Raw genomic sequence first — 17783 nt, forward strand, 5'->3', positions numbered from 1 at the left:
TGCGGTGGATCAGCGGCCGAGCGGACCGGCGGCGTGCCGCCAGGCGTCGACGGCGAGGGCGTCGAGATCGAGGCCGGTCGTTCCGGCGTCACGAAGCACGACCAGCACGTCGTCGGCGGCGATGGCGACGGTGCGCAGACGCAGCCCCGGCAGCTCGGGGGGCTGGCCGGGAAGCGTCAGAAGTTGTTCGTAGGAAAGGGTTTTCGCTCCCGGAACGGCGGGAGCGGGGTGGACGGTGACGGTCGACACCGCGGTACCGGCCGCGTCGTCGACCGTCACCTTCGAGCACCGCCCGGCCTGTGCGGCCCACGCCGCCAGATCGGGCGGGTTCGTCATGCGGGCGACCAGTTCGGAGACCTGGCCGCCGGGAACGGCGGACTGGAAGCCCTGGCCGGCGGCGCCGTCGCCGACCAGCCTGCCGTGGACGACGTCCTCGCAACCACCGACGTCGACCCTGCTCTCTCGGCGGCCCGGGGTGGACAGTGCGGAGGCCACGTCGAATCCGTCACGCGTCGACGCGGCCGGGACGGTTTCCGGAGGCAGCAGGGCGGCGGGCGGAACAGTGGAAGCGGGCGCCGCCTGAATCGATTCTCCGGGAGCACCGGAAATGGTCGCGACCGCTGCGGCGGACACGACGAGTGCGCGAATTCGGGCAGTCATGAATAGCCCTTTCGGAAGGGTCCGTGGGGAGGTGTGGTCCCTTCGGTGGGACGCGGGCGCCGGGGTCGCGTCAGGGAACGCCGAACCCGGGCGGCACGACGAAGGCTACGACGGGAAATCGAATACCGGAAGGTGTCAAGAGAACGTAAATGTCCTTCGTGTACAGGGTGTGACCTGGGAGTTTCGGACTTTCCGCTGGTGTGCGCGCAGGTCTGGTACTCCCGTGCCACAGTTCTTCACTGTCCGTGAGCGACGGGTCACCCTGATGGGGGAGGTGGAGGCATTTCTTGTTTCCCTGGCATTCATATTGTCCTCCCGGATTGTGGGCAGGACAATTGCGCGGAAGGGGTCCGTCCGCTTAACGTGTCGCCACCTCCGACTTTCTTTCTCGGGTAATCGCCGTCACATTTTCGAATTCGATCGAACGACCGGGACAAAGGATTACGTATGCGCACTACTTCGAGGCGGCTGAGCGCCGTCGCGTCGCTGGCGGTCGCGGCGGGCTTGCTGCCGAGCGTCGTCTCGGCACCCGCGCGGGCCGAGAGTGGCGTCCCGGACGTCCGTGCCGACGACGGCTCGCACGTCGTCGCCCAGACCACTGTGGACGGTGACCCGCGGATGCTGGATCTCACCGTGCGCTCGGTCGGCGTCGGGAGCTATGCGATGGTCCGGTTGATCCTGCCGTCGCGGTGGGAAGCCGAACCGGAGCGGAAGTGGCCGGCGGTGTACCTGCTCGCCGGGGAGACGCGCCTCCAGGACTACCGCGGCTGGACCGCCAACACCGACATCCGGAAACTCGCCGACGACGCCGGAGCGCTGGTGGTGATGCCGGGCTCCGGATCCGCCGGGTTCTTTTCCGACTGGTGGAATTACGGCAAGGACGTCGTGCTCAACCAGTGGGAGACGTTCACCGCGTTCGAGATCCCGCAGCTGATCGACCGTGGTTATCGAGGGGATGGGCGGCGGGTCGCGGCGGGGCTCTCGCTCGGCGGGTACGGCGCGGTGGAACTCGCCGCCCGGCGGCCAGGGGTGTTCCGGTTCGCCGGGTCGTTCAGCGGCAATCTCAATCCCACCGGCCCGTACGGCGAGCTGCTGACCAGCGCGATCGTCGCCTCGGCCCGGCAAGACCCCGAAGCGCTCTGGGGCGACCGGCGGCGCGAGTCGTCCCGCTGGGACGCCCACGATCCCCTGGTGAACGCCGACCGCCTCCGCGGCACCGAGTTGTATCTGTCCACGGGCAACGGCCTGCCGGGGCCGTTCGACGGGAAACTCCCGATCGACGTGCTGCCCGGCGCGATGCTGCTCGAATTCCTGTGCTCCGGCCAGACCACCGCGATGGCGGACCGGCTGAACCGGCTGGGCGTCCCGGTCATGACGGACTTCTACGGCCCGGGCACGCACCACTGGGCGTATTGGCAGGACCAGTTGCACAAGACCTGGCCGAGGATGCTGAGGGCGCTTTCGGCGCCGGTGAAAGCCGGGGAGGCGTCGTGACCCGTCCGTCCTTTGTGGTCACCGGGGCCTCGAGCGGGATCGGCCGGGCGTGCGTGGCCGAACTCGTCCGGCGGGGCTCCCACGTCTGGGCCGGTGTGCGCACCGACGCGGACGAAACGGACCTCGTGCGCACTTTCGGCGAAGCGGTCACCGTGCTGCGCATGGATCTCCGCGACGTGGCGTCGATCGCGGCGTGCGGGGAGAAGGTCGCGGCGGCGGGCCCGCTGCGCGGTCTGGTGAACAACGCGGGGATGGCCCGGCCGGGACCGCTGGAACACGTCCCGCTCGAGGATTTCCGGCAGCAGCTGGAGGTCAACGTCACCGGCCAGCTGGCCGTCACCCAGGCGATGTTGCCCGCGCTGCGTGCCGCGTCCGCCGCCAGGGTGGTGACGGTCGGGTCGATGGGCGGGCGGATCGCCGGGCCGATGGTCGGGCCGTATCACACGTCGAAGTTCGCCCTGGTCGGTTTGACCGACAGCCTGCGCGCCGAGCTGGCGCCGTCGGGGATCGGCGTCGTCCTCGTCGAGCCCGGTGCCGTCGCCACGTCGATCTGGCCGCGCGCCCGCGTCGCCGCCGAAGAGGTGCGTGCCGCCCTGCCGGAAGCCGCGCGGGAAAGGTATGCGGCGCAACTGGACGAGGCCGAACGCAGTGCGGAGCGGTCCGCGCGGAACGGTCTGCCGCCCGAGCGGGCGGCGCGAATCGTCGTCCACGCGCTGACCGCCCGGCGGGTCGCGCCGCGGTACCTGGTCGGGAGGGACGCGCATGTCGCGGCGGTTCTGGCGAAGTTGCCGTTCCGCCTTCGCTACCGGTTGACGGCGGCGAAGCGATGACCCGGCTCGTCGTGATCGTCGCTCCGGGTTCTCGCGGCGATGTCCAGCCATGTATCGCATTGGGGCGCGGTCTCGACGGTGATCGGGTCCGCGTGCTGGCGGCCGAGCGGTTCCGGACGCTGGTGACCTCGCACGGCCTGGATTTCGCGCCGCTTTCCGCCGACCCGAGCGAGATCCTCGGCTCGGCCGGTGGCCGCGAATGGACCGAGGGACGCACACCCGCGGCCTTCCTGCGCGGGCTGCGCGGCGCGCTGGCCCCGGTGATGGAGCGTCTGCTCGCCGACGTCCACGAGGGAGCGGCCGGCGCCGACCTCGTTCTCGCTCCGACGCTCGGCTTCCTCGGCGCGCACCTGGGTGCCTCGCTCGGCGTCCCCGACGTCGAACTGCACTACCAGCCCAGCGTGCCGACGCGGGCGTTCGCGCATCCGCTGGCGCCGTGGGCCGCCAAGGCCGGGCCGTGCGGCAGGTGGCTGAGTTTCCACGCCGTCGACACCGTCGCGTGGCAGGTGCTGAGGCCGGAGGTGGACCGGTGGCGCGAGCGGTCACTGAGCCTGCCCGCGGCCGGCCTCCGTGGGCCGCGGCGATCGGAAACCCCCGTACTGTGCGGTTTTTCCGACGCGATCGTGCCGCGGCCGAAGGATTGGCCGTCGAGGGTGCACGTCACCGGGTACTGGTTTCTCGACACGCCCGCCGCGTGGCGGCCGGACCCGCGACTGCGGGATTTCCTCGCGTCCGGGCCGCCTCCGGTGTACGTCGGCTTCGGCAGCATGCGGCCGTCGGAGACGGAACGGACGTTCGCCGCCGTCCGCACGGCGCTGCGGCGGGCGGGGTTGCGCGGCCTGCTCGGTACCGATGCCGCGGCCGAGGACGACGACCTGCTGACGATCGGGGACGTTCCGCACGCGTGGCTGTTCCCGCGCACGGCGGCGGTGGTGCACCACGGCGGCGCGGGCACGACCGCGGCCGCGTTGCGCGCGGGCGCGCCTTCGCTGATCTGCCCGGTTTTCTCCGATCAGCCGTACTGGGGTGACCGGGTGTTCCGGCTCGGTGCGGGGCCGCGGCCGTTGCCGCTGCGGGATCTCACGGCGGACTCATTGACCGCGCGCCTGCTGGAACTGTCCGGCAACCTGCTGTTCCGGCGCGGTGCCCAGTACGTCGCCGGGCGGCTGCGGGAGGAGGACGGGGTCGCGCGGGCGCGGCAGGTGCTGCGATCGGTGGGCTAAGTCTATGCGATTTGCATATAGTTGAGTCATGGAACTCGAGGCGGCGATCAACGAATGGCACGAGAGCGTCAACGAAGGTGACCTGAGGCGATCGGCGGACGCCGTCGGGGATCCTGTCGTGGTCCTCGGGCCGAAGGGTGCCGGGCCGATCACGTCCGCGCAGTTCGCCGACTGGGTGGATCGCTCGGGGATCAAGCTGAAGCCGCGCTCGTGGCATCCGGTCAGCGATCGCCTGATGGTGGTGGAGGAGGACGCGACCTGGCCCGAAAGCGCGGGATCGACCCGGGTGGCGACCGTGTTCCGAGTGGGCGGCGGCAAGGTCACCGCGGCGCTCCGGCTGTCCGATCTGAAGTCCGCGCTCGAACTGGCCTGCATCTGCCGTGAGATGGCGGCCACCGAATGAGCGCCCAAGGTCCGGGGCAGGCCCTGTTCGCCTTCGTGCGGCACTGGTCGCGCCGGACGGCGGCCGTCGCGGACCAGGGCCGTCTCGTCCTCGTCGGCGAGGCGGTCCACTCCCTCGCCGAGCACGGGACCGAGACGACGGTGAACGCGATCGCCGTCGAGATCGGCCTCGACCAGAGCGGCGCATCGCGGCTGGTCAAGGCCGCGATCGAGGCGGGTTACCTGTCCATGGAGGCCTCGCGGAACGATGGGCGCCGGCGCGAGGTGTCATTGACCGCGGCGGGCCGGTCCATGCTCGACCAGGCCCACCGTTGGCAGGAACAGGTTTTCGATCAGCTCACCGCCGGGTGGAGCGAGAAGCGGCGAAGCGAGTTTCAGGCGGCCATGGGCGATCTCATCGACCGCTCCCATCGGATGCATGCTCCCCGAGGTGGGTGACGAGGCGGCCGAAACAGGACTGCCAACCTTCGCTGTGGCTGTCGCGTTCCGCCACGGTCTCGAAGATCGCCTGGTGAAACGCCATTTCGGTCTTGCCGTCGAGATCGGAGAGGACGACCGTGACGAGGGTGTCGTGCCCGCGGGAGCCTTCCGGTTCCTCCCACGCGAAGCTGAAGACGAGCCGTTCCGGCGGGACGATCTCGTGATAGACACCCGAGGCCCAGAACTCCGTTTCGCCGTCGCTCATGCACGTGCGCCACTTGCCGCCCTCGGCGAGGTTGACGGTGCAGGACGTGGCGGTGAACCCGACCGGGCCCCACCAGTGCGCGAGGTGGTCCGGGTCGGTCCACATACGGAAAACAAGCTCGCGGGGAGCGTCGAGGACGCGGGTGATCGTCAGGTCGGTCATCGAATTCTCTTCCGCAGGGGCAATCAACCAAGAGGTTAATCAACGTACTGGTTGAACTGTAGTGGCCGTGTCAAGCCGTAAGGCGCGACTCGCGTGATTGAAGGCGTAACTCGCGTGATTGGAGGCGTAACACGCGCCGGCGGACGAGTTACGCCTCCAATCACGCGAGTTACGCCTGGAAGCACGCGAGTTGCGGCTTGGCGCATGACGGGATCGCGGAGTGTCGAGGAGGGCCTGGCTTGACCCAACCTTTAATAACTCTTTACCAAGTGCGATACTGGACCGGCGAGGGGAGTACTTCCCAAGGGTCTGCCCGGTCAATACGGACGCTCCGCTGGTGTCCCCGGGAGACCGCCCCGCAGGGGTGAAGGAGACCTCGAACTTCGAGTTCGAGGAGGCTCCATGCCCGAGTCCGTGGCAACCGTGGGATCGCCGGGGTTGTGGGCGATCAGCATCGCCGTCCTGCTCGCGCTGCTCGTCGCCGATTTCGCCGTGACCCGTCGCCCGCACGAGGTGTCGATGCGGGAGGCCGCCGGCTGGTCGGCCTTCTACCTCGCGCTCCCGGTCGTGTTCGGGCTCTGGCTGTGGCTCGAGTACGGGGGCGGCCAGGCGCTGGAGTTCATGACGGGCTTCGTCGTCGAGAAGTCCCTGTCGGTCGACAACCTGTTCGTCTTCATGCTGCTGCTCGCCGCCTTCGCGGTTCCCGCGGAAGTGCAGCAGCGGGTGCTGCTCTACGGCATCGTGGGCGCGCTGGTGCTTCGCGGTGTGTTCATCGCGGCCGGTGCCGCGATGCTGTCGGCTGGCACCTGGGCGTTCCTCGTGTTCGGCGTGATCCTGTTCGTCTCGGCGCTCAAGATCCTGCGCGAGGCCATGTCCGGCGGCAAGGACGAGTTGGATCTGTCGAAACTGCGGTCGGTCCGGCTCCTGCGACGGCTGATGCCGGTCACCGACGACTATCGCGGCACCCGGCTCACCGTGCGTGAACACGGCCGCCGCGCGCTCACCCCGCTGGCGGTCGTCGTCGTCGCGGTGTTCGCCACCGACGTGGTGTTCGCGGTCGATTCGGTGCCCGCGGTCTACGGCATCACCGAAGACCCGTACCTCGTGTTCGCCACCAACGCCTTCGCACTGATGGGCTTGCGCGCCTTGTACTTCGTGCTCCACACGGCGCTCGCGAAGCTGGTCCACCTGAACCACGGCCTCGCCATCATCCTCGCGTTCATCGGGGTGAAACTGGTCCTGCACTGGGCACACGGGATCTGGCCGTCGGTGCCGCAGGTCCCGACCCCGGCCTCGCTGGGCGTGATCGTCGCCGTCCTGGTCACGGTGTCGTTCACCAGCCTGTACGCGCGCCGCCGTGAAGCCGCCCGGACGGCCAAGGAGTGAGCGATGATCACCGAACTCGTCGCCGGTTTCCTGCTCGACCTCGCTGTCGCCGGCCTCTTCCTGGCCGCGGTGTTCCTGGTGTTCGGGGCGATGCGGCCACCGCGGCCGCCACGCGGCCCCTGACCATGGGAAACCTGGCGTGTCGGTAGTCCGGACCGACGGCATGTCCGGTACGGCCGGTACGCTCGCGGTGGTTGAGAAGACAGCCGTCTTCTGTTCGTGCACCGGATAGACCGGTGAGGAAAGGTGGCTGTCCGTGTCCAACGCCGTGCGTTACGGCGAGCAGGCTCCGCCTCGTAGGTCTTCGCCTCAGCCGACCCGGTTGCATGTCCTGCTGATCGAGGACGACGACGGCGACGCGCTCTTGGTCGAAGAGATGCTCGCCGACGCCGCCGGCAGCTTGGAACAGGTCGTTCTCGACAGGGTGACGACGCTCCAACGGGCACTCGAGCGCCGGATCACGGCCGATTGCGTACTGCTGGATCTCCAGCTTCCGGACGCCACCGGCCTGACCGGTCTCACCAGGCTGCGGCAGCACGCCCCGTCCACCGCGGTGATCGTCCTGACCGGGCAGGAGGACGAAGCCACCGGGGTGGCGGCACTGGGCGCCGGCGCCCAGGACTACCTGGTCAAACAGCATGTCGACGGCAGCCTCCTGGCACGGACCCTCCGCTATTCTTGGGAGCGCAGCCGCGCCGAACGCGTCGAGCAGCAACTGCTCCAGCATCAGTTGCTGGCCAGGGAGAACGCGCGTCTCGAACGCGGCCTGCTGCCGACCCCGCTGGTGACCGATCCCCGTCTCAGGCTCGCGGTGCGGTACCGGCCGGGGCGGAACGGGGCCTTGCTGGGCGGTGACTTCTACGACGCCGTCGAACTCCCCGACGGCACGCTCCAGCTGGTCATCGGGGACGTGTGCGGACACGGCCCGGACGAAGCGGCGCTCGGTGTCGCGCTCCGGATCGCGTGGCGTTCGGTCGTGCTCGCCGGGCTGCCGATGGCGGAAACCCTGGCGATGGTGGAGAAAATGCTGGAACACGAGGCACTGGGCCCGCTGTTCGCCACCGTCTGCATGATCACGGTCGCCCCGGACCGCCGGTCGCTGAAGATGGCGCTGGCCGGTCATCCGCAGCCGCTCCTGATCGACGAGTCGGGCGGCAGGCTGCTGTCCAGGGAGAAACTCGGCCCGCCGCTGGGCGTCGTGCCGGGTGTCGGCTGGCAGGAGCTCACGGTGCCGATCGGGCCGCGATGGTCACTGTTGCTGTACACCGATGGTCTTTTCGAAGGACGTGTCGAAGGCAGCGGGGAACGGGTCGGGCTCGAACGGATGGCCGCCGCCGCACTGAACAGCCTGAAGGCCGAAGGCGGTTCCGACTCGGCGCTCGACCACCTGATCAGCGAGATGGACGTCCTGCACGGCGGGCCGTTGGACGACGACGTCGCGCTGGCGCTGCTCACGTTCGACTCCGGGGAGCAGGCCCGATGAAGTCCGTTTGGTCGATCAGCCGCTGGGCCGCGCTGTCCGGGGTGATCGCCGTCCTGCTGCTCGGCGGCGCGATCGTGGCCGGGTCGCTGGCCTTGACGAACCTCACCGACTCGCGCGCCAGGCTGCTGGACGTCACCGGTCCGCAGGTGCTGCGGTCCAACTCTCTCGCGACCGCGATGCTGAACCAGGAAACCGGTGTCCGCGGCTACATCCTGGCCGGGCGGAGCGAATTCCTGGAGCCGTACCGGGAGGGATTGCGAGCACAGGACGCGTCCGTGGCCGAGTTGCGCCGGCTCGGCGTCGTGCCGGGCACGGCGGCAGGCGACGATCTGGACCGGGTGCTGAACGCCGCCACGGCCTGGCGCAGGACGATCATCGAGCCCCTGCTCGCCGGTGCTCCGGCCACCGGCGCCCTGGTCGACGCGAGCAAACCGCTGTTCGACGAGGTCCGCGCTTCGCTGAGCGTCCTGCAGAACCGGCTGGAGACCGAACGGCTGGACGCCCGCGACGACCTGTCCGCCTCGGCCGACGTCCTGCGCGTGATGCTCCTCGTGATCGCGGTCCTGCTCATCGGCGCACTGGCGCTGGTATTCCTGGTCCTGCAACGGAAACTGGTCCGGCCGATCCGGCAACTGGCCGTCGAGGTCCGCGACGTGGCGCAGACCGACATCCATCGCGCGGTCCGTGGCTCCGGGCCGAAGGAGATGCGCGAACTCGCGTCCGATGTGGAGTCGCTGCGTTCGCGGATCCTCGACGAGGTCGCGGAGCTGGAACGGGCGCAGGAACTGATCGTGACCCGGACCCGCGAGCTGGAGCGGTCGAATTCGGATCTGGAGCAGTTCGCCTACGTGGCCTCGCACGACCTGCAGGAGCCGCTGCGCAAGGTGGCCAGCTTCTGCCAGCTGCTCCAGAAGCGGTACCAGGGGAAACTGGACGAACGCGGGGACCAGTACATCGGATTCGCCGTCGACGGCGCGAAACGGATGCAAGCGCTCATCAACGATCTGCTCGCCTTCTCGCGCGTCGGGCGCCGTCCGGGAGAGAACGTCCTCCTGGAAACCGGAGACCTGCTGGCCACCGCGCTCGGCAACCTCGAAGACGCGATCGTCGAGTCCGGCGCCCGGGTCACCCACGGCGAACTTCCCGTGGTGCGCGGCGAGAAGACCCTCCTCACGGCGGTTTTCCAGAACCTCGTCGGCAACGCGATCAAGTTCCGCGGTGAGGAGCCGCCGGAGGTCGAGATCGTCGCGGAACGCGACGGCGAGGACTGGCGGTTCTCCGTCACCGACAACGGAATCGGCATCAACGACGAGTACGCCGAGCGGATCTTCGTGATCTTCCAGCGCTTGCACGGCCGCGGGGAGTATCCGGGTACGGGGATCGGACTCGCCCTGTGCCGCAAGATCCTCGAACACCACGGCGGGACGATCTGGCTGGACACCACCGTCCAGGCCGGGACCCGATTCTGCTTCACCCTGCCCGCAGCGCAGCACGCCGACGAAGGAAACGAGCGACCATGACCGAGTCACTGGAACCGATCCACATCCTGCTGGTCGAGGACGACCCCGGTGACGTCCTCATGACGCAGGAGGCGTTCGAGCACCACAAGATCCGCAACACCCTTTCGGTCGTTTCCGACGGCGAGCAGGCACTGCAGTTCCTGCGCCGTGAAGCACCGTACGAGGACGCGCAACGGCCGGGGCTGATCCTGCTCGACCTCAACCTGCCCCGCAAGGACGGCCGCGAAGTGCTCAGCGAGGTCAAGGCGTCGCCGGAACTTCGCACCATCCCGGTCGTCGTGCTCACCACGTCCGAGGCCGAAGAGGACATCCTCCGCAGCTACGACCTGCACGCCAACGCCTACGTCACGAAACCGGTGGACTTCGACCGGTTCATCGACGTGGTGCGCCAGATCGACAACTTCTTCGTCACCGTGGTGAAACTGCCGCGCTGACTCAGGGGAACCGGATCACGGTGATCCCGGCGAGCACGAAGAAGACGAGCACCACCAGGGTGTCGCTCTGCCCGCCCGACGTCAGCGTGACCCGCTCGCCGGGCGCGCATCCCTTGCCGGTCGCGGACAGCGCGTCGCCGGGGCGCACGCTCGGCCGGTCGAGGACCAGGTCGTCCGGTCCGGGGGGCGGGCTGCTCGACGACGGGACGTCCGGCGGCGGGGAAGTGTCCCTTGTGGACGGTGGGACGTCGTGGTGACCGGGGTCGTCGGAGTGGTGGTCTTTTCGGCGTCGGCTGTTCGCTCGCGGGTGCCGTGCCGGCCGGTTTCGTGGTTGCGGCGGCCCGCGCCCGGCGCACGCGCTGAATCCCCGGGGGCGGCCGCCATGGGCCGCCCCCGCTACGGGATCACGACTTGCGGTGCTTGCCGTCGTCGTCGGTGACCTCGAACTGTTCCTTGCGCACCTTGCCGGAGATCGTCTGGTCCTCGGTGACGGTGTCGGTCTTGAGCCTCGCCCGTTCCACCGCGACGGTTTCCTTGTTCACCACCGGTTTCTCGGCGTGAAGCACGACTTCCTGCTCGTCCTCGCCGATCTCGGCGCGCTCGCCGCCCTGGTTCGTGATGGGCTCCCGTTCGATACGCACCTCCTCGTGACTCACCGGCACGGTGACCTGCTGCTCTTCGGTGACGACGTACTTGCGCAGCCGGACGTGTCCGGTCTCGACCTGCTCGGTGCCGACGTTCAGCCGTTCCTCGGACCGCGTCATGGTGGGCTCGGCGTCCCGGCCCTTCTTGCCGGTGTCCGTTCCCGGGGCCATACCGGCCCTGGTCCGGCCGGCCTCGTCCTGGCCGCGGCCCCGGCCCTGCGCCCGGTCGTCCATCCGCCCGTCCGGCGAGGTCCGCGGCATCGGCAGACCGTAGTGCTTGTAGAGCTGCGCGCTCTCCTCGGCCGACAGGTGGCCGTCGGCCTCGATGCGAGGTGCGTCGGTGACCGCGTCCTTGTCGACGCGGACGTGCACGCCGTCCTTGTCCGCGTGCGCACCGGAGAGCGGCACGAAACTCTCCTTGGTGCCGAACAGGCCCGTCTTGACGGTGATCCATTCCGGCTGGCGAGTCGCGTCGGCGAGGTAGACGTTGCCCACCTTGCCGAGCTTGTTGCCGGTCGGGTCGACCACGGCACTGTCGATGAGTTCCTGCGGCTGCATGGTCTTCGCCATCGGTCCCGCTCCTCTCGGAAGATCTTGCTGAGAAGCCCACCGTCGAACGGGCAGCTGAGCACGGCAACCGTCGTGATGCACCTGTGGGTGACCCCTGAAAGTGGTGGTTTGAAGCCGCGATCACGGGCTAGGGGAGGCGTGTCGTCGCAGGTGAAAGGGGGTGTCCGGGAGGTGACCGCCGGTCGCGGGGGATGGCGCGAACGTGTGATCACGAAAATCGGATGCGGGGCTCCGGAGACGTGATCTACCCTCGTGATCGTGATGCAGCAACTGCTGTTCCTCTGAGGAACGACGCCTCCACCGGTACCGCGAGCCGCGATACCGGATTTCGTTCTTCCTGCTCATCACTTCACCGGAGGCAGTTCCTTCATGTCATCCCCTCTTTCGCCCGCGCCTGTGCGCGCGGCGCACGTCCGCCTGTCCGGCGTCCACCTCTCCTTCGGGGGACGGCCCGTCCTCGCCGGGGTGGACCTCGTCGCCGGTGCCGGCGATCGGGTCGCCATCGTCGGGGAGAACGGGCGCGGCAAGACCACCCTTCTCCGGGTACTCGCCGGTGACCTGGCCGCCGACCGCGGCGAGGTGCGTCGCTCCGGTTCGGCAGGCGTCGCCGACCAGCAGATCCCGCTCGGGCCGGCCGACACCGTCGGCGCGTTGATCGACCTCGAACTGGCGGCCGTCCGCGACGCGCTGGCCCGGCTCGAGACCGCCACCGAGGCACTCAGCGACGGACGTCCCGGAGCCGAAGACGACTTCGCCGCCGCACTCGAAGAAGCCGAGACCCTCGACGCGTGGGACGCCGACAGGCGGGTCGAAGTGTCACTGGCCGCCTTGAACGCCGTCGACGACCGCGACCGTCCACTCGGGACACTGTCGGTCGGGCAACGGCACCGGGTCCGGCTGGCCTGCCTGCTCGGCGCCGGGCATCCGGTCCTGCTGCTCGACGAGCCGACCAACCACCTCGACGCGGCGGGGCTCGACCACCTCACCGAGCGGTTGCGCGCGCATCCGGGCGTGGTCGTCCTGGTCAGCCACGACCGGGCCCTGCTCGCCGACGTCGCGACCACGGTGATCGACCTCGATCCGTCGAGCGACGGACGGCCACGCGTCTACGGCGGCGGGTACGCGGCCTATGTGGAGGCCCGGCGGGCCGAACGCGCCCGCTGGGAGTCGGCGCATGCCGACCAGATCGCCGAGCGGCAACGGCTGGCCGACGACCTGTCCGCGGCGCGGAACCGGTTGCGCGACAACTGGCGGCCGCCCAAGGGCACCGGCAGGCATGTCCGCGCCACGCGTGCGCCCGGGCTGGTCCGCGCGGTCCACCGGCGGCAGGAAGAGCTGGCCGAACACGTGGTCGCCGTTCCGCCACCGCCCGCCCGGTTCGCCATGCCGGAGCTACCGGCGCACGGAGGCGCGACGCTCCTCCGCGCCGCCGGGGTGACGGTGGCCGGGCGGCTCACGCGTCCGGTCGACCTGGCGCTGGAAAGCGGTGACCGGCTGGTCGTCACCGGCCGCAACGGCGCGGGCAAATCGACGCTCCTGGCCGTGCTGGCCGGGGAGCTGGAGCCCGGGACCGGCACGGTCACACGTTCGCGGTCCGCGCGGATCGGCAGGCTGGGCCAGGAATCCGACCTGCCGGACAGGCGGACGGCGATGGAGCTGTACGACGAACAGCTCGCCAGGACCGGGATCCCCGGGCCGGGGCTGGGCGAACTGGGTCTGCTCGCCGGCTACGACCGGCACCGGCCGGTGGCCGAGCTGTCGGTCGGCGCCCGGCGGCGGCTGGACCTGGCGCTGGTGCTGGCCCGGCGCCCGCACGTCGTGCTGCTGGACGAGCCGACCAACCACCTCTCCGCCGCACTCGTCGACGAGCTGACCGCCGCGCTCGAAACGACCCCGGCGGCGGTGGTGATCGCCACGCACGACCGGCAGTTGTCACGGGACACGGAGTCCTGGCCGAGGCTCGCGTTGTGAGCCGTCAACCGCGGTGGGCGAGGGTGTAGCGCACGGTCTGCGCGAGCACCACGCTCCCGTCGTGCTCGCGGAGCGGTTCGAGCTCCGCGAGCACGGCCCGGCGCACGGCGTCGAGGCGGTCTTCCGGGACCAGTTCCCAGAACATCCGCTGGCCGTGCGACCAGGACCAGGTGATCCAGTGCCCGGGGTCGGCGAACTTCACCGGATAGACGCGTTCCACGGACGTGACACCGGTGAAGCCCGCCGACTCCACGGCCTGGCCGAATCCCTCGATGGTGGCGAACAGGCCCGACCTGACGGCCAGTGTCCAGGCCAGCTCCGGCGGAACGAACGGTTTGAACACCTCGCGCACGGCCGCCCACCGGGGATCGTCGGCGCCGAACGTGGTGACGCCCAGCCTGCCGCCGGGCGTGAGGAGGCGATGCCAGGACCGCAGTCCGGCGACCGGATCCGGCAGGAAGAACACCACGAACGACGCGAGGACCGCATCGAAGGCGGCGTCGTCCAGCGTCGGTTCTTGGGCGTCCATAAGGGAAACCGAGGCGTTGATTCCGCGTGCCTCGATGTCCTTTGCGGTGCGCTCGACCATCTCCGCGGAAAGGTCTATCCCCAGCACCGATCCTTCCGGGCCGACCCGCTCGGCCGCCGGGAACAGCACCGCTCCCCGGCCGCAGCCGACGTCCAGCACGCGCTCGCCGGGGACGAGCCCGACCCGGTCGAGCAGTTCCGTGGCGAACGCGCCGAAGAAGTCGACGCCGAGCGCGTCGTAGGTCTCCGCCGTCCGGTCGAACAGCCGCGCCATCGCCTGCCGGGTGTAAGCGCTCATGCGCAGGACGATGACCCGGGGAAAACGGTGTTGTCAAACGGCGGCGGAGGATTTGTCATGTCGCTTCGGGTGATGGTGCCCGGAAAGCGCGCCCGGGTGCCGGTTTCGCCGGCACGCACGCTCACCGGACCGACTCGGTGCCGGTGTTGTTGCTCGCCCTGAGTGCGTGAAGGCCCCCTTCCCTCGGCTGAGCCGAGGGAAGGGGGCCTTCACGGACCGGGCCTGAGATCAACGCAGCCGGAATCCATGGGTACCTGAGGCCCCAACGCGCACCACTCAATAGAAGGCGCGCGAGACCTGCGAAAGCACGATGAGCCCGCAGACGATCAGGTTCTTGTACTTGTGGTCCACCAGGATGGCCACGAATTCGCGAAGGGTGGCGCTCGGCCAGAAGTACCACGCCGTCGGCGATCCGATGACCTGGCCGTTCACCTTGGCGCGGCGGGCGATGAGGGCGGCGCGGAGCACGTGGAAGTTGTTCGTCACCACCGTGCACCGGTAATCCGCCTTCCGCTGCTCCATGATCTCGGCGCTGAAGGTGAGGTTCTCGAACGTCGTCCGCGAGCGGTCTTCGAGGAGGATCCGCTCCTTCGGCAGCCCGTTCTCGACCAGGTAGGCGGCCATGGCGTGGGATTCCGGCAGGTCCTCGTCGGGCCCTTGCCCGCCCGAAGTGACCACCATCGGCTTCCGGCCGCGCCGGGCTTCGGCGTCGATGACGCGTTTGGCCCGGTTCAGGCGGCCCGCCAGCAGCGGCGGCACCCGGTGTCCGTCCAGAAGGCCCGAACCCAGCACCACGACGAAGTCGATGCCCTTTTCGGTGCGGATGCGGCCGTAGACGATCGAGTACAGGAGAAAACAGACGAAAAGGAACGAGAAGTAGACGACGAGTCCGTTCAGGATGCCCCGGACGATGTCGAGCGGTTCCCAGGCGAGTTGGGTGACCGTCGCGTTGAAGACGATCAGCGCGCAGATGCCGAGCCCCGTCAGCAGCGAAAGGACGTTGGCCAGCCGCCGTCCCTCGCGGCGCAGCATGGTGATCCCGTTGCAGATCAGGAAGACCGTCAGCGCGAGGACCGTCGGGATGATCATCAGGATCACGCCGACCGCGACGAAACCCGCCGCCTCAGGGGAAACCGAGGCGAGCAGCGCGATGAACGTCACGCCGAGGAACAGCAACGCGAAGAAGAGGTAGAAGCCGTTCCGCAACCGGCGCCGGTCGCGAAGGAAGCTCACGAGGAACGCCGCACAGCACAAGGCCGCGATGGCGAAGGGGATTGCAGCGGCCTTCACGAGAACTCCAGCCTGGGGACGATGCGGGCACTCCGGTGTCGGCACGCGGCGGCATTCAAACACACGACGGAGCCGCCGAAGGCGACCTCTCGTTGGTGTGTCGCTTTTCCCGACCCGAGTGGGTCACCGGGCGCGCTGCACCGGCCGCTCGTCCCACACCGGTTCCGCGGTTTCGCGGACATGCCCGTCCGAGCCGAACACGAGATACCGGTCGAAGGAGCGCGCGAACCACCGGTCGTGCGTCACCGCGATCGTGGTGCCTTCGTAGGCTTCCAGCGCCTGCTGCAGCGCTTCCGCCGAAGCGAGGTCGAGGTTGTCGGTCGGCTCGTCCAGGAGCAGGATCGTCGCGCCGCCGATCTCCAGCAGCAGGATCTGGAACCGCGCCTGCTGGCCGCCGGACAGCTTCTCGAACCGCTGGTCGCCCTGGCCGTCGAGTTCGTAGCGGCGCAGGATGTTCATCGCGGGCCCGCGGCTTCGCGCGTAGCCGGTCCAGAGGATGTCGACGAGCGTGTGCCCGAGCAGTTCGGGATGGGCGTGCGTCTGCGCGAAATGGCCGGGGACGACGCGGGCACCGAGTTTCCACAGTCCGTCGTGCGCGACGTCCTCACCGGCCAGCAGCCGCAGGAAATGCGATTTGCCGGAGCCGTTCGAGCCGAGCACCGCGACCCGTTCGCCGTAGAAGACCTCCAGATCGAAGGGTTTCATCAGGCCGCGGAGTTCGAGGCCTTCGCAGGTGACGGCGCGGACGCCGGTCCGGCCGCCGCGCAGGCGCATGGTGATCTTCTGTTCGCGCGGGGGAGCGGCAGGCGCCCCGGCCTCCTCGAATTTCCGCAACCGGGTCTGCGCGGCGTGATACCGCGAAGCCATCTCGTCGCTGCGCGCGGCGTACTGCCGCATGTCGGCCACGAGTTTCTTGAGCTGGGCGTGCTTTTCGTCCCAGCGACGGCGGAGTTCCTCGAAGCGCTCGAAGCGTTCCGCGCGGGCCTGGTGGTAGCTGTCGAAGCCGCCGCCGTGCACCCACACGTCGCCGCCGGCGGGACCGGGTTCGACGCTGATGATCTTGTTGGCGGCCCGCGCGAGGAGCTCCCGGTCGTGGGAAACGAACAGCACGGTCTTCTGGGTCTCACGCAGCCGCTCTTCCAGCCACTGTTTGCCGGGGACGTCGAGGTAGTTGTCCGGCTCGTCGAGCAGGAGCACGCCGGACCCGCCGAGGAGCAGTGCCTCCAGCACCAGCCGCTTCTGTTCACCGCCGGACAGCGTGCGCACCTCGCGCCAGCGCGCCTTTTCGTACGGCAGGTTGAGGGCCGCCGTCGTGCACTTGTCCCACACGACTTCGGCTTCGTAGCCGCGAGCGTCGCCCCAATCGCCGAGCGCCCGCGCGTACGCCATCTGGTTCGCTTCGTCGTCGCGTTCCATCAAGGCGAGTTCGGTCTCGTCGACCGCGCGGGCGGCCGCGCGGAGCGCTTCCGGTGACACCGACACGAGCAGATCCCGCACCGTCCGTTCGTCGCGCACCGAGCCGACGAACTGGGGCATCACCCCGAGCCCGCCGCTGATGGTCACCGATCCACTGGTGGGGGAGAGCTCCCCCGAGATCAGCCGCAGCAACGTCGTCTTGCCTGCCCCGTTGGCGCCGACGAGCGCGCAGACGCTGCCCTCACCGACGCGGAACGAGACGTCGTCGAGGAGCAGCCGTCCGTCGGGCAGGTGGTACTCGACGTGTGCGACCTCGACGTGACCCATCTCGACAGCCTGCCCGCGCGATCGGGAGTCACGCAACGCAATATCTCCGGTAGTGTCGGTGACGTGGAGCGAACCTACTTCGGCGTGCGGCTCAAGCTGATGCTTGCGCTGTTCCTGCCCGAGTTGTTCGTCGTGCTCCCGGTCGTCGGCGGGATCAACCCGCTGAGCCTGGCCACCGCGCTGACGGCGTCGGTGGCGGTCGCCAACCCACTCGGCCTGGCCGCCGCCCTGACCGCGTCCCTCGCCGCCGTCCTGCTCGCGCTCGCGGCGCACTTCCGCCTGGAACCGGCGGCCGCCGCGATGCGGGTGCGCGCCATCAGCCTGCGCGAACGCGCACAGCTGTTCTTGAGCCTGCGCGACCCCGACGCGCGTGGCCGCGTGCGGCCCCGAGCTCCGTCACTGGGTATCGCGACTGCCTGACCTTCCGTTCGAAGGTGAGGCAGTCACTCCTGCCCACACA

Annotated in this window: 18 protein-coding genes; 11 read left to right on the top strand and 7 right to left on the bottom strand. The window is 69.3% G+C overall.

What is annotated here, in order from left to right; all coding sequences use genetic code 11:
- Positions 1 to 9: 9 nt before the first annotated feature.
- The gene (locus H4W30_RS06040) at positions 10 to 660 is read right to left on the bottom strand and encodes a hypothetical protein (protein WP_192741866.1); all 651 of its coding nucleotides are present in this window, start codon (positions 658 to 660) and stop codon (positions 10 to 12) included.
- Positions 661 to 1107: 447 nt separating this feature from the next.
- On the opposite strand from H4W30_RS06040, the gene H4W30_RS06045 reads away from it, so the two are divergent.
- The 5 genes from H4W30_RS06045 to H4W30_RS06065 are packed head-to-tail and all read left to right on the top strand — an operon-like array spanning position 1108 to position 5047.
- Positions 1108 to 2154, top strand: a complete 1047-nt coding sequence (locus H4W30_RS06045; RefSeq protein WP_192741867.1) for an alpha/beta hydrolase — start codon at positions 1108 to 1110, stop codon at positions 2152 to 2154.
- The gene (locus H4W30_RS06050) at positions 2151 to 2984 is read left to right on the top strand and encodes an SDR family NAD(P)-dependent oxidoreductase (RefSeq protein ID WP_192741868.1); all 834 of its coding nucleotides are present in this window, start codon (positions 2151 to 2153) and stop codon (positions 2982 to 2984) included. The genes H4W30_RS06045 and H4W30_RS06050 overlap by 4 nt, the downstream gene beginning before the upstream one ends.
- Entirely contained in the window at positions 2981 to 4207 is a 1227-nt protein-coding gene (locus H4W30_RS06055; protein WP_192741869.1) for a glycosyltransferase, read from the top strand. Before H4W30_RS06050 ends, H4W30_RS06055 begins: the two co-directional genes overlap by 4 nt.
- Positions 4208 to 4235: 28 nt before the next feature.
- A complete protein-coding gene (locus H4W30_RS06060; RefSeq protein WP_192741870.1) occupies positions 4236 to 4610 on the top strand; it encodes a hypothetical protein in 375 nt (124 codons plus the stop codon).
- Positions 4607 to 5047, top strand: a complete 441-nt coding sequence (locus H4W30_RS06065; protein WP_192741871.1) for a MarR family winged helix-turn-helix transcriptional regulator — start codon at positions 4607 to 4609, stop codon at positions 5045 to 5047. The genes H4W30_RS06060 and H4W30_RS06065 overlap by 4 nt, the downstream gene beginning before the upstream one ends.
- Here the strand turns inward: H4W30_RS06065 and H4W30_RS06070 are convergent.
- Positions 5004 to 5456, bottom strand: coding sequence for an SRPBCC family protein (locus H4W30_RS06070; protein WP_192741872.1), 453 nt, complete (start codon positions 5454 to 5456; stop codon positions 5004 to 5006). The genes H4W30_RS06065 and H4W30_RS06070 overlap by 44 nt on opposite strands.
- Positions 5457 to 5858: 402 nt before the next feature.
- Between H4W30_RS06070 and H4W30_RS06075 the strand changes: the two genes are divergently transcribed.
- The 4 genes from H4W30_RS06075 (at position 5859) to H4W30_RS06090 (ending at position 10279) form a co-directional block, all read left to right on the top strand.
- A complete protein-coding gene (locus tag H4W30_RS06075) occupies positions 5859 to 6842 on the top strand; it encodes a TerC/Alx family metal homeostasis membrane protein (protein ID WP_192741873.1) in 984 nt (327 codons plus the stop codon).
- 256 nt (positions 6843 to 7098) lie between these two features.
- The gene (locus H4W30_RS06080) at positions 7099 to 8325 is read left to right on the top strand and encodes a PP2C family protein-serine/threonine phosphatase (RefSeq protein ID WP_192741874.1); all 1227 of its coding nucleotides are present in this window, start codon (positions 7099 to 7101) and stop codon (positions 8323 to 8325) included.
- Positions 8322 to 9845 carry a sensor histidine kinase gene (locus H4W30_RS06085; protein WP_192741875.1) on the top strand — a complete coding sequence of 508 codons (1524 nt, stop codon included), beginning with the start codon at positions 8322 to 8324 and terminating at the stop codon, positions 9843 to 9845. The genes H4W30_RS06080 and H4W30_RS06085 overlap by 4 nt, the downstream gene beginning before the upstream one ends.
- Positions 9842 to 10279: a response regulator gene (locus tag H4W30_RS06090; RefSeq protein WP_126734288.1), complete on the top strand. Its 438-nt coding sequence runs from the start codon at positions 9842 to 9844 to the stop codon at positions 10277 to 10279. The genes H4W30_RS06085 and H4W30_RS06090 overlap by 4 nt, the downstream gene beginning before the upstream one ends.
- 1 nt (position 10280) lies before the next feature.
- Here the strand turns inward: H4W30_RS06090 and H4W30_RS06095 are convergent, their stop codons facing one another.
- On the bottom strand, positions 10281 to 10427 hold the full coding sequence (locus H4W30_RS06095; protein WP_192741876.1) for a hypothetical protein: 147 nt from the start codon (positions 10425 to 10427) through the stop codon (positions 10281 to 10283).
- A 256-nt stretch (positions 10428 to 10683) separates the two neighbouring features.
- A complete protein-coding gene (locus tag H4W30_RS06100; protein ID WP_192741877.1) occupies positions 10684 to 11493 on the bottom strand; it encodes a DUF2382 domain-containing protein in 810 nt (269 codons plus the stop codon).
- Positions 11494 to 11862: 369 nt separating this feature from the next.
- Between H4W30_RS06100 and H4W30_RS06105 the strand changes: the two genes are divergently transcribed.
- A complete protein-coding gene (locus H4W30_RS06105; protein WP_192741878.1) occupies positions 11863 to 13464 on the top strand; it encodes an ABC-F family ATP-binding cassette domain-containing protein in 1602 nt (533 codons plus the stop codon).
- Between the two features lie 4 nt (positions 13465 to 13468).
- On the opposite strand, the gene H4W30_RS06110 is transcribed toward H4W30_RS06105, so the two are convergent.
- The 3 genes from H4W30_RS06110 to H4W30_RS06120 all read right to left on the bottom strand — a co-directional run bounded on the left by H4W30_RS06110 (position 13469) and on the right by H4W30_RS06120 (position 17323).
- Positions 13469 to 14290 carry a class I SAM-dependent methyltransferase gene (locus H4W30_RS06110; RefSeq protein WP_192741879.1) on the bottom strand — a complete coding sequence of 274 codons (822 nt, stop codon included), beginning with the start codon at positions 14288 to 14290 and terminating at the stop codon, positions 13469 to 13471.
- Between the two features lie 276 nt (positions 14291 to 14566).
- On the bottom strand, positions 14567 to 15580 hold the full coding sequence (locus H4W30_RS06115) for a YdcF family protein (RefSeq protein WP_192741880.1): 1014 nt from the start codon (positions 15578 to 15580) through the stop codon (positions 14567 to 14569).
- A 123-nt stretch (positions 15581 to 15703) separates the two neighbouring features.
- Complete coding sequence (locus tag H4W30_RS06120; protein ID WP_192741881.1) at positions 15704 to 17323, bottom strand: ABC-F family ATP-binding cassette domain-containing protein; 1620 nt, start codon at positions 17321 to 17323, stop codon at positions 15704 to 15706.
- A 63-nt stretch (positions 17324 to 17386) separates the two neighbouring features.
- Here H4W30_RS06120 and H4W30_RS06125 point away from each other — a divergent pair, with 63 nt between their 5' ends.
- Positions 17387 to 17743 (top strand): DUF6412 domain-containing protein, encoded by a 357-nt coding sequence (locus tag H4W30_RS06125; RefSeq protein ID WP_192741882.1) that lies wholly within the window; start codon positions 17387 to 17389, stop codon positions 17741 to 17743.
- The last annotated feature ends 40 nt before the right edge of the window (positions 17744 to 17783 follow it).

The sequence above is a fragment of the Amycolatopsis roodepoortensis genome, from assembly GCF_014873915.1.
In the GTDB taxonomy this organism is placed as follows: Bacteria; Actinomycetota; Actinomycetes; order Mycobacteriales; family Pseudonocardiaceae; genus Amycolatopsis; species Amycolatopsis roodepoortensis.